This is a genomic window from Dietzia papillomatosis NBRC 105045 (genome assembly GCF_001570845.1).
Lineage (GTDB): Bacteria > Actinomycetota > Actinomycetes > Mycobacteriales > Mycobacteriaceae > Dietzia > Dietzia cinnamea.
Window position 1 is genome coordinate 56211 of sequence record NZ_BCSL01000020.1, and the last position, 11445, is coordinate 67655.

The window sequence follows — 11445 nt, forward strand, 5'->3', positions numbered from 1 at the left end:
CCGCGGCCCGGCCGACCAGGCGGGTCAGCTCTCCGCCCGGAACCGGCGCACCGCCTCGAGCAGGGGGCCGGTCGTCAACTCGATCTGCCACTCGCGTGCTTCTTCCTCACGCAGAACCTCATGGAGCAGTTCGGCGTCGTCGGCGGGAGTGGTGGTTGCCGCACGCCAGACCCACAGCCGCAGTGTCGAAGGCTTGAGGAGCAGCCCCTGGTCGATGCCCAGGTCGTCGGCGAGAGCGGCGATCGCCTCCCGCGCGACGTCCAGGAGCGCGGCGGCCTCTGGCTCGTTGCGCTTCCAGGACGCGTGCGGGGGATGCTCGGCGGGCGGCCCCTGACGTGACGGCAGGTCCTCGCGGCCGAGCCCGTCGGCCCATTCCAGTGCGGCCAGCCATTCGCCGACCAGGCGTCTGCGTTGCGGGCCGTCGAAACCGTCGATCGCCAGTAGCGCGGACCGGCTGGTCGGGCCTACCCGTGCGGCCTCGATGACGGCGGCGTCGGCCAGCAATCGCTTGGGGGCGATGTCCCGCTCGGCGGCCACGCGGTCGCGGGCCATCCACAGCTCCCGCGCGCGGGCCAGCTGGCGGGCGTCGCGCAGACTCGACAGGCGCGTCAGACGTCGCCAGGGGTCGGCGGCGGCCGGGGCCGGGACCGAGTCGACGAGGTGCCGACACTCCGCCTCGAACCACTCACGGCGGCCCAGGGCGTCGAGTCGGGGCAGCACCTCGTCCGCCAGTTCGTGGAGGAACAGCACGTCGTAGGCCGCGTAGTCGAGCCACGCGGCGGGCAGCGGCCGGCGGGACCAGTCCGCGGCCGAGTGCGCCTTGGCCAGCCCGATCCCGAGGTGCTCGGAGATCATGGCGGCGAGGTTGACCCTCTCGATCCCGAGGAACCGGCCGGCGAGCTCGGTGTCCACCAGCGACGTGGGATGGATGCCGAGCTCGCGGAGGGACGGCAGGTCCTGGCTCGCGGCGTGGAACAGCAGCGGCCGCTCCGAGAGGACGGTGGCGAGCGGTCCGACGGTCCGGCCCGGGGTCTCCGGGTCCACGAGCAGGGCGGGCTCGCCGGGGACGCGGAGCTGGAGGAGGAACGCGCGCTCGGAGTAGCGGATCCCGGAGGCGCGTTCGACGTCCACCGCGATCGGCTCGGACGACGCGTCCAGGGCGTCGACGACCGCACCGATCCCGGAGAGGTCGTCGATGAACTCGTACTCGGCAGGGGGAGGCGCCGCCCCGGGCGGGGTCTCGCCGCGGCGGCGCCCGCTCACGCCCGTCCGTGCAGGGACGTGACCCCGACGGGCGGCAGGCCGGCGGCCTGCGCCAGGGTCTTGCAGAACGCCGACGCGTGGCCGGTGAGGTCCGGCTCGAGGGCCGTCCACGACGCGCGCAGCTCCAGCTGATGGGCCTGCGGGGGGCCGGCGATGTCGCCGTAGCGGACGGAGGCCGTGCTGGTGACGGTCCCGCCGAGGGCCGTGTACGGTCCGGCCTCCTCGTCGAGCGCCTCGGTCAGCCAGCTCCACGCCACCTGCGGCAGGAGCGGATCACCCGCCAACGAGGCCTCCATGTCCGCCTGGATGTACGCGACCAACCGCAGGGTGCCGTTCCACGCGTCGTCGCCTGACGGGTCGTGCAGCAGGATGAGCCGGCCGAACGCGTCGCCGTCGGAGAATTCCGGCACGTCGTCGCCCCGGGGCGGGAGGATCTCCACACCGAGGGCGTGACTGTAGGGCGCCAGTCGCTGCGGCGGGCGGATCGGGCCGACCGAGATCTCGGGGCGGACCTCGAGCCGCGACAGCGACTCGACCGCCGCCCGGAAGACCTCGGGCTCGCCGTCATTGACCGATGTGCTCACAGGTCGTCACGCTAGCGACCACCGCCACGGGCGTGGAAGAGGCGCGCCGTCACCTGGCCGGGTGGGCAGACCGGCCCCGGCGGTCACTTCATGGGACGATGGAGGCGTGTTGAACTCTGATGCGTCCTCGTCCCCCCTTCCCGGCGGCGCCCCCGGCGCCGGAACCACCGAGCGGGTGGCCGTGGCCCCGGGCCGTCGCGCCGGGACCGGCCCCTACCTCGACGAGGTGACGGGCAGGGGCGGGTCGCACACGCCGGTGTGGTTCATGCGCCAGGCGGGACGGTCCCTGCCCGAGTACAAGGAGGTCCGGGGCGGCTCGACCATGCTCGAGGCGTGCTTCGACCCGGAGATGACCTGCGAGATCACGCTGCAGCCGGTGCGCCGTCACGGCGTGGACGCGGCGATCTTCTTCTCCGACATCGTCATCCCCCTGGCCGCGGCCGGCGTGGACATCGACATCGTCCCGGGGACCGGTCCCGTGGTGGCCGAGCCGATCCGCGACGAGTCCGACGTGGCCGCGCTGCCCGAGCTCACCCCGGACCGACTGGAGGCCATCGAGGAGGCGGTCCGGCTCATCACCGCGGAGCTCGACCCGGCCGTGGCCCTCATCGGCTTCGCGGGCGCGCCCTTCACCCTGGCCTCCTATCTCATCGAGGGCGGCCCCAGCCGCAACCACGAGCACACCAAGTCGCTCATGTACTCCCGCCCCGAGGTGTGGAACGCGCTGATGGGCAAGCTCGCCGACCTCACGACCGTGTTCCTCCGCGCGCAGATCGGGGCGGGCGTCGACGCGATCCAGCTCTTCGACTCGTGGGCCGGGGCGCTGACCGAGCGGGACTACCGCTCTCTGGTCCTGCCGCATTCCACGCGCATCTTCTCCGACGAGGTCATCTCCTCGGTACCGCGCACGCACTTCGGCGTGGGCACCGGCGAGCTGCTCGGCGCCATGAGTGAAGCCGGCCCAGAGGTGGTGGGCGTGGACTGGCGCATCCCACTCGACGACGCCGCCGCCCGGGTGCCCGGCAAGGTCCTGCAGGGCAACCTCGACCCGGCGATGCTCTTCGCCGACCGCTCGGCCCTGGACGGCGAAGTCCGGCGCATCCTCGAGGAGGGGCGCCGCGCCCGCGAGGCCGGCTCCGCCGGGCACGTCTTCAACCTCGGCCACGGGGTCCTGCCCGCGACCGACGCGGGTGCCGTGACCCACGTGGTGGAGCTCGTCCACGAACTCTCCGGCAAGTGACGGAGACGTCGCCGCGGGTCGTCGTGGTGGGGGGCGGCCTCAGCGGACTGACGGCCGCCTACCAGCTCTCCCTGGAGCTCCCCGACGCCCACGTGACCGTCCTCGAGGCGTCGGCGTCACCCGGGGGAGCGCTGCACACGGTCGACTTCCCGTCGGGGCCCATGGAGCTCGGTGCGGAGGCGTTCATCGCCCGCCGCCCCGAGGCCTCACAGCTCGTCGTCGAACTCGGCCTCACCGACTCGCTGCGCCACCCGGGCCCGCTCGGGCCGGCCATCCTCACCGGCGGGCGCGCGGTCCCCATGCCGCGCGGGACCCTCATGGGTCTGCCGTCGGACGTCGACGCCCTGTCGGAGGTGCTCGGCCCCGCCGAGCGGGAAGTCGCCGCGCGCGAGGCGGATCTGCCGCTCGCGTGGGAGCCTGGCTCGGACGTGTCCCTGGGCGCCCTGATCGCCGAGCGGTTCGGCCCCGCGGTCGTCGCCCGGCTCGTCGATCCCATGCTCGGCGGGGTGTACGCCGCCCCCAGCAGCGGGCTCGGCCTGCGCCAGGTCGTGCCCGGGCTCGCCGAGGCGCTCGATCGCGGCGCACCCAGCCTCACCGCCGCCGCCCGCCAGCTCACCGGCACCCGCACGCCCGGCCCGGTGTTCGCCACTCTCGACGGCGGCTATCGCGTCCTCGTCGACGCACTCGCCGCCGCCTCCGGCGCCCTGATCCGCACGGGCGCGAGGTGCACCTCCCTGCGTCGCGAGGGCAACGGATACACGCTGGCGGTCGCCGGCGACCGCGGGTCGTGGACCGAGAACACGGACCTCGTCGTCGTCGCCGTCCCTGTTCGCCACGCCGCGCCGCTTCTCACCGCCGCCGGCGGCCTCGACGCCGGGGAACAGGCGCTGTCCGGAATCCGCACGGCCTCCTCGGCCGTCGTCGCGCTCGAGGTCGACCGCTCGACGAACCTCCCCGAGCGGTCCGGAATCCTCGTCGCAACCGACGAACCGGTGCCGTTCAAGGCCATGACCTTCACGAGCCACAAGTGGCCCCACCTCGACACCCGCCCCGGTCACCTGGTGCGGGTGTCGTTCGGGCGACTCGACGACGACGAGGTGCTCGCCTCCGACGACGCCGCCCTCACCCGGATGGCCGGGTCCGCGCTGGGGGGACTGTGCGGCTCGGTGCCGACGATCCTGCACTCGCGGGTGCGCCGCTGGACGGACGCACTCGCCGAGATCGGCCCCGGTCACGACGCCCGGATCGCCGGGGTACGGGCCGAGCTGGCCGAGCGGCTACCCGGCGTGGAGCTCGTCGGCGGGGCGACCGAGGGCGTAGGGGTACCCGCCTGTATCGGGTCGGCACGGGCCGCGGCCCGTCGGCTGGCCGCGAAGTGGCAGGATTGAGCCATGGCACGCCTCGACTACAAGAAGCTCAACTCCACCCTGCGCTACCTCATGTTCTCGGTCTTCACCGTGACGCCCGGGCAGCTCGGAGACGACCGGGACGCGGTCGCCGCGGATCTCGAGACCTTCCTCGCCCGCTACGAGGGCACGGACGTCGTGGTGCGCGGACTGTACGACGTCTCCGGCCTGCGCGCCGAGGCCGACTTCATGTTCTGGACCCACGCCGAACACATCGAGGACCTGCAGCGGTTCTACAACGACTTCCGACGCACCACCCTGCTCGGCCGGGCCAGCACGGCGTTCTGGTCCAACACCGCCCTGCACCGGCCCGCCGAATTCAACAAGAGCCACATCCCCGCGTTCCTCGCCGAGGAGGAACCGGGAGCGTACATCTCCGTGTACCCGTTCGTGCGTTCCTACGAGTGGTACCTGCTGCCCGACGAAGAGCGGCGCCAGATCCTCGCCGAGCACGGTCGCGCCGCCCGCGAGTATCCGGACGTCCGCGCGAACACCGTGCCCGCGTTCTCGCTGGGTGACTACGAGTGGATCCTCGCCTTCGAGGCGCCGCAGCTCGACCGCATCGTCGATCTCATGCGGATCATGCGCTCGACCGAGGCCCGTCGCCACGTGCGCGAGGAGATCCCGTTCTTCACCGGGCCGCGCGTCACGGCCGCGCAGCTCACCGCGTCCCTGCCGTAGGGTCCACGCTCACCCGACAGAGCGCGGAAAAGGGGCCGGCCGGAACTGATCCGGTCGGCCCCTTTCGCGCGTGTCGCGCTCAGCCCTCGGCGGGCTCGAGCGTCAGGCTCACCGAATTGATGCAGTATCGCAGGTCGGTGGGCGTGCCGTAGCCCTCGCCGGCGAACACGTGTCCCAGGTGACCGTGGCAGTTGGCGCAGATGACCTCGGTGCGGGTCATGCCGAGCGAGGTGTCCTCGCGCTCGATGACCGCGTCGCCGGCCAGCGGAGTGAAGAACGAGGGCCAGCCGCAGTTCGACTCGAACTTGGCGTCGCTGCGGAACAGCTCCGCACCGCAGCCGCGGCAACGGTAGACGCCCTCGGTCTTGGTGTCGTTGTACTCGCCCGTGAAGGGCCGCTCGGTCCCGGCCTGCCGCAGGACCTGGTACTCCGCCGGGGTGAGGCGGCGGCGCCACTCGGCGTCGTCGAGGGTGAAGTCGGGCTGGGGGGTGTGGCTGTCGGTGGGCTTGCTCATGCCCGCAGGTTACGCCGCCGCGGCAGCCGGTGCGATCCGCTCGTGGCGGCTGGGGTCCGAGCGGCGCCACAGGAGCACCACCAGGACGGTGGCCAACAGCAGCAGCCAGCCGAGGGTCGGGTGCGCGAACTCGAGCAGCCGCCCGTAGTACGGCCAGCGTGTCGACTCCCAGAAGTCGAGTGTGAAGAACCCGTAGGCGGCGAGCCACGCCGGCCAGGTGCGCACCAGGGACCTGTCGAGCACCACCGTGAGCATGATGGGGATGAGCATCATGGAGTAGTACATCTGGCCGAGGGTGGAGACGAGGAACACACCGGTGAGGACGACGCCGGAGGTGGTGGCGAGCCACAGCACCTCGTGGTTGTGGCGGTACTCGAGCAGCAGCCACACCGCCAGCAGCGTCGCGGCCACCACGAGGATCCGCGCGACCAGGATGAGCGGCTCCGGGACCCCGTAGTACAGACCGAGCCCCGCGAGCGAGCTGTTGTAGTAGTCACGCACCTCGCCCATGTAGGCCAGTGTGGTGTCGAGGTAGCTGCGGGCGTCGACGGTCAGCGCCCAGCCGGCGGCCATGGCCACGGCGGGGATCGCGGCGGCCGTGACGAACGGTTGCCACTGCCTGCGGATGAGCGGCAGCACGAGTAGAGGCGCCAGCATCGGTTTGATCGCGAGCGACAGGCCGATGGCCACGCCGGCCCACCACAGGCGCCGGCGGTGCAGGAGGTACAGGAACGCGACCTGGCAGAGGAAGATCACGCCGTTGACGTTCGTGAACACCAGCGTGTTGGTCACGGCCTCCGTGCAGAACGCGGCCAGCAGGATCGCGGGGGCGGCGAACGACCGGACGTCCAGGTCGAACAGCCGCATCAGCAGCCACAGCGCGGCGATGATCGCGGCGGTGTTGAGGCCGATGAACAGCCAGCGGGCGAGCGTGTAGTTGTCGATCATCCCGAACGGGGCCAGCATCAACGTCCCGCTGGGGGCGTAGAGGTAGTGCGGCTGGACGGTCAGCAGGTTCTCGGCGTACACCGGCTCGCCGGCGAGGAACCGCCTGGTGGCGGCGTAGACCGTGCCGAAATCGTTGGTGATCGAGCCGTTGACGGCCCGGATCAGGACACGGTGGATGACGGTCATGATCGCCAACGGCCACAACACGTGGGCAAGGACGCGGGGCACGGTCATCGTGTTTCGGGTGGGCAACGGCACGTCAGGCAGGGTACCGCCTGGCCCTCCGGGGTCGGGCGAGGCGCTCCGGTCGGTCAGGACGGGCAGGCGGCGGAGTCCTCGGCGGTGTCGGGGTCGGCCAGGAATCCGGTCACCGCGGTTCGGGCGCACCCGGAGTGCAGGATCACCCGCGACCCGGGCGCGCCCCAGGTGAGCGTGCGGACGTCGGTGGCGCCGGCGGCGGTGAGCGCGGCGACGGACGGTTCGACGGCGGCGGCGCCGGCGACGGGGTCGGCGATCCCGCCCAGGAGCAGGACCGGGACGTCGGCGGGCACGCTGACCGGGGCCTGCCCGGGGACGGGCCAGGTGGAGCATGCGGACAGCTGCGCGGCGAGGATCTCCCCGAACGGCGGGGTCCCGGCCCACTCGGTGCTCAGTTCGTCGACGCGGTTGACCGGCACGCGGCGTGACAGGTCGGAGCACCCGGCCACGTACGGCAGGGAGGTCCCGGACAGTTCTGTGGCGCGGTCGCGGACGCTGTCGGGGGTCTCGTCGGGCGCCGCGCTCACGAGGTCGCCGAGGATCACGTCGCCCGGGGACGGGGCGCCGGCGGAGGCGCCGGACAGGTCGGCCAGCGCGGAGCGGACGACGTCGGACAGCAGGGCTGCGGCCACGGTCGCGCCGGGGTCGCGGGCGCGGTCGAGGGCCCGGGCGATCGCGTCGACCTTCTGGTCGGCGTCGCCGGGTCCGCACTCCGGCCGCGTGCACGAGGCGGCCCAGAGCCGCAGCGCGGAGTCGGAGCCGTCGAGGGCGGCGCGGGCGGCGGCCTCCTGGTCGCCGTCGGCGGGGGCGGGCGAGTCGACGACCAGCGTCGACAGACGGCCGGGGTGGGCGCTCGCGTAGGCCAGGGCGGTGCGGGCGCCGGTGCCGATCCCCAGAACGGCGAGTCCGGGGACCCCCCATTCCTGCCGGAGCCGTTCGAGGTCCTCGGCGGCGCCCGCGGCGCCGAAGTCCAGTTCGCGGCCCTGGAGCTGGTCGGTGCAGGACTGCGCGGTGTCGGCGAGGGCGCCGCGCACCTCGGGGGAGGTGGGGTCGGTGCCACGGTCCGCCAGCCCGTCGAGTGTGCGCCGGGCGGGGAAGGACAGGCACGCTCCGGCCGCGCCGGACCGGCCCCGATGGTCGACGACGACGAGCGGCCGGGAGTCGGTGAGTTCGGGGCCGGCGGAGGCGAGCCGCGCCGTGAGGCTGTCGGGTGAGGTCTCGGGACCGGCGACGACGACGAGGGGCGCGGCGTCGTCCGGGGTGCCCGTCGCCGTGAGGCGCAGGACGGGCGTGTCCCCGAGCGTCGAGCACTCGACGGTGGCCTCCTCCGGCATCCCGCGGGCCCGGTCCGCCGCGCAGGGTGTCCAGGTGAGGTCGGAGCGCGGTGCGAGCCACTCCGGGCGGTCCGCTGTCTCCCGGCCGGTACCGCCGTCGGCGTCACGGCCCGGGCCGTCGACGGTGGCCAGCCGCGGGCCCGTGGCGGGCAGAGGCGCGCAGGCGGCCGCCGCCACCGCGATGGCGGCCAGCACGGCACCGAGCGCGCGCGTCAGCCGGTCGCGGCACCGGGGAGCCGGGTGGTCTCCGCCGCGGGTCATCTGTTCGAGGCGCCGGGGAGCCGGATCGTCTCCGCCGCGCCTCACCCGGACGCCCCGTCGACGACCCAGCGCGTGTAGAGCCCGCCGCGTGGGCAGGTGAACGCGGCGGCGAGCCGCATCGGCACCCTGCTGGTGCCCGGGCCGCTGGCCAGCGGTGTGCGGTCGCCGCCGACGACGAGCTGCGGCGCGACGGACAGCACGAGCTCGTCGACCGCGCCCTCGCGGAGGAAGGTGCCGAGGAGTCCGGGGCCGCCCTCGAATGCCACCTCGGACGCCCCGAAGTGGGTGGCCAGCGATCGGACCGCCGCGCGCAGCGGCCCGGGGTCCAGCACGTGGACGGTCACGCCCTGTCGGCGGGCGGCCTCCAGGCGGTCGCCCGGGACGCCGTGTGCGGCGACGACCTGGACGGCGTCGCCCAGGGGCGCGCAGTGGTCGATCAGCCGGTCGGGGATGCTCCGGGTGAACACCAGGACCACCGGCGGGGGACCGGGGCGTCGGTCCGCCCAGGCGTCGGCGATCGTGGCGGGACCGTATCCCTCGGTCAGCGCCGTGGCGGAGCCCACCATCACCAGGTCGGCCCGGGCGCGCATGGCGTCGTAGACGAGCCTGTCGGTCGGGGTGCCGAGCCCGCCGCTACGCCCGTCGACGGTCGTGCTGCCGTCGACCGTGGAGATCATTACCGCCCGGATGCGGGGCAGGGCGAGATCGGGCTCCGGCTCCAGCGCCTCCCAGAGGGTGTCCAGGGCCGCGGGGTCGTCGTCGATCACGGTGAGCCGTGTCGTGTGCACCGCGGACTCCTTCCGTTCTGACGTCGGATGCCCCCACGATAGGCTCTGCGTATGGTCTCTCGCCTCGTTGACGTCACCCCGGTGGTCCCTGCCGACCAGCTCGTGGCCCAGATGGTGCCGCCGTCGATGTTCGACGACGTCAGCTTCGACTCCTACATCCCGGATCCGGCGCAGCCCTCGCAGGCCGCCGCGGTCAAGGCGTGTCGGCAGTTCGCGGAGGAGGTCAACTCGCGGCGCGCGCCGAAGAAGGGCCTATTCGGGCGGCGCCCCAAGGCCGTCCAGGGCACCGGTATCTACCTCGACGGCGGGTTCGGCGTGGGTAAGACCCACCTGTTGACCTCGATCTATCACAACTGTCCCGAGCCGAAGGCGTTCGGCACGTTCGTCGAGCTGACGCACGTGGTGGGTGCGCTCGGCTTCAACCGGGCGGTCGAGGAGCTCTCGGGCCACTCCGTGCTGTGCATCGACGAGTTCGAGCTCGACGACCCGGGCGACACCATGCTCGTCTCCCGCCTGCTCGCCGAGCTGACGACGGCCGGCGTCAGTGTGGCGGCCACGTCCAACACCCTGCCCGAGCAGCTGGGGGAGGGGCGCTTCGCGGCCAAGGACTTCATGCGGGAGATCCGCAAGATGTCGGGCATCTTCGAGTCCATCCGGGTGGACGGCCCGGACTACCGGCACCGCAACCTGCCGCCGGCCCCGGACCCGATGACCGACGATGACCTGCGGGCGGACGCCGAGGCGGTCGACGGCGCGACGTTCGATGACTTCGACGAGCTGTGCCAGCACCTGTCGACCCTGCATCCCTCCAAGTACAACCGCCTGGTCGACGGGGTGAACCGTGTCTGCCTGAGCGGGGTCAAGCCGCTGCCGGACCAGTCGATCGCGCTGCGGCTCGTGGTGCTCGCGGACCGTCTCTACGACGCGGGCATCCCGGTGCGGAACTCGGGCGACAAGCTGGACGCGATCTTCACCGAGGAGATGGTCGCCGGCGGGTACCGCAAGAAGTACCTGCGGGCGACTTCGCGCCTGCTGGCGCTGTCCCGCTTCGAGACCGTCGGCGGCTGAGCGCCGGCCGCAGCTGGCTCATTCCCGACGGCAGCGCCGCAGCCGGCTGATCGCCGGCCGCAGCTGGCTCATTCCCGACCGCAGCGCCGCGGCGCGCCCGGGGCCGGCGACCCGCCCGGGTTCTCAACCCGCGACGTCGCTTATCGGATCACCCGCCACCCATCGGCCTCCGCGCCGCCTATCTGCCTACGCACCACCTATCCGATAGCGCGCCACCTATCCGATAGCGCGACGCCTACGGGATCCCACAGGTGGCGCGTGGGCAGATAGGTGGCGTTGCCACAGCCGGGCATCGCCAGGGCGGCCTATCCCGAAGGAGCGCTCGAGGACCGGGATCGTCCGGCCGCGGCAGCGCGGCTCAGAAAGAGCGCGATTCAGAGAGGCAGTTCGTAGACGACATCGGTGTTGGCGACGCCGCCCACGTCAAGAGTCCGGTTCCCGCGGGGCTCGAACCCGTGCTTGACGTAGAACCGACGGGCCCGCGCGTTCGCGATATTCGTGGCCAACCAGACGCTCCGCACACCCGACTGTCGACTTCGCGCCGTCACGTCGTCGAGCATCCGGGACGCGATCCCTGCGCCGTGGTGGTCCGGGTCGACATAGAACTTGCTGATACCCCTCGTGGGGCGGTGGACGATCTGCGCTGCGCAGTCGGGATCCATCACGGTGCCCTCGACGAGCAGTACGTACCCCACGATCGCGCCGCAGTCTGCCCGGCACACCAGCACCTCGTGGTCCGAGGACTCCGTGTATGCCCTGAACGCCTCCTCACTGAGGTGCTCGGCGATGAAGGCCTCGATCACCCCCGCGTCGAGGTCCGGCGGGCACGCCAGCGGGAACGTACGGGCGGCCAGATCCGACAGGGGGCGGAGGTCGGCTTCTACGGCCTCGTCGAGTCGCGCGGTCACCCGACCAGCCTAGGGGCACCGTTCACGCGTGCAGATGGAGGCTCTCGTCCTCGCGTACCCCGCGGATGACATACCGCTCGATGTCGTCGCCACCGCCGAGGACGAGTGTGACCTCATACGAGTCGGCGGCGGTCCGGCGGAGGTCGGCGAGGACCCCGGTGGTATGACGGAAGTCGACGACGCGGCCGCGCA

General features: G+C 72.7%; 11 protein-coding genes. 4 read left to right on the forward strand and 7 right to left on the reverse strand.

What is annotated here, in order from left to right:
* Nucleotides 1-24: 24 nt before the first annotated feature.
* Both DPA01S_RS08990 and DPA01S_RS08995 read right to left on the reverse strand, forming a co-directional pair.
* Complete coding sequence (locus DPA01S_RS08990; protein WP_061915565.1) at nucleotides 25-1263, reverse strand: HRDC domain-containing protein; 1239 nt, start codon at nucleotides 1261-1263, stop codon at nucleotides 25-27.
* Nucleotides 1260-1847, reverse strand: coding sequence for a DUF3000 domain-containing protein (locus DPA01S_RS08995; protein WP_007627671.1), 588 nt, complete (start codon nucleotides 1845-1847; stop codon nucleotides 1260-1262). Before DPA01S_RS08995 ends, DPA01S_RS08990 begins: the two co-directional genes overlap by 4 nt.
* A 106-nt stretch (nucleotides 1848-1953) precedes the next feature.
* On the opposite strand from DPA01S_RS08995, the gene hemE reads away from it, so the two are divergent.
* The 3 genes from hemE to hemQ are packed head-to-tail and all read left to right on the forward strand — an operon-like array spanning nucleotide 1954 to nucleotide 5174.
* Nucleotides 1954-3087: a uroporphyrinogen decarboxylase gene (gene hemE / locus DPA01S_RS09000; RefSeq protein WP_061227705.1), complete on the forward strand. Its 1134-nt coding sequence runs from the start codon at nucleotides 1954-1956 to the stop codon at nucleotides 3085-3087.
* Entirely contained in the window at nucleotides 3084-4475 is a 1392-nt protein-coding gene (gene hemG, locus DPA01S_RS09005) for a protoporphyrinogen oxidase (protein ID WP_061915568.1), read from the forward strand. The genes hemE and hemG overlap by 4 nt, the downstream gene beginning before the upstream one ends.
* A gap of 3 nt (nucleotides 4476-4478) precedes the next feature.
* Nucleotides 4479-5174: a hydrogen peroxide-dependent heme synthase gene (gene hemQ, locus DPA01S_RS09010; RefSeq protein ID WP_061915572.1), complete on the forward strand. Its 696-nt coding sequence runs from the start codon at nucleotides 4479-4481 to the stop codon at nucleotides 5172-5174.
* Between the two features lie 79 nt (nucleotides 5175-5253).
* On the opposite strand, the gene msrB is transcribed toward hemQ, so the two are convergent.
* The 4 genes from msrB to DPA01S_RS09030 are packed head-to-tail and all read right to left on the reverse strand — an operon-like array spanning nucleotide 5254 to nucleotide 9277.
* The gene (gene msrB, locus DPA01S_RS09015) at nucleotides 5254-5688 is read right to left on the reverse strand and encodes a peptide-methionine (R)-S-oxide reductase MsrB (RefSeq protein WP_061227702.1); all 435 of its coding nucleotides are present in this window, start codon (nucleotides 5686-5688) and stop codon (nucleotides 5254-5256) included.
* A 9-nt stretch (nucleotides 5689-5697) separates the two neighbouring features.
* On the reverse strand, nucleotides 5698-6894 hold the full coding sequence (locus DPA01S_RS09020; protein WP_232303085.1) for a glycosyltransferase family 87 protein: 1197 nt from the start codon (nucleotides 6892-6894) through the stop codon (nucleotides 5698-5700).
* Between the two features lie 53 nt (nucleotides 6895-6947).
* Complete coding sequence (locus tag DPA01S_RS09025; RefSeq protein WP_061915575.1) at nucleotides 6948-8489, reverse strand: alpha/beta fold hydrolase; 1542 nt, start codon at nucleotides 8487-8489, stop codon at nucleotides 6948-6950.
* A gap of 41 nt (nucleotides 8490-8530) precedes the next feature.
* A complete protein-coding gene (locus DPA01S_RS09030) occupies nucleotides 8531-9277 on the reverse strand; it encodes a dihydrofolate reductase family protein (protein ID WP_061227699.1) in 747 nt (248 codons plus the stop codon).
* Between the two features lie 51 nt (nucleotides 9278-9328).
* On the opposite strand from DPA01S_RS09030, the gene zapE reads away from it, so the two are divergent.
* A complete protein-coding gene (zapE, locus tag DPA01S_RS09035) occupies nucleotides 9329-10345 on the forward strand; it encodes a cell division protein ZapE (protein WP_061227698.1) in 1017 nt (338 codons plus the stop codon).
* 374 nt (nucleotides 10346-10719) lie between these two features.
* On the opposite strand, the gene DPA01S_RS09040 is transcribed toward zapE, so the two are convergent.
* Nucleotides 10720-11253 (reverse strand): GNAT family N-acetyltransferase, encoded by a 534-nt coding sequence (locus tag DPA01S_RS09040; RefSeq protein WP_061915578.1) that lies wholly within the window; start codon nucleotides 11251-11253, stop codon nucleotides 10720-10722.
* Nucleotides 11254-11445 lie beyond the last annotated feature (192 nt).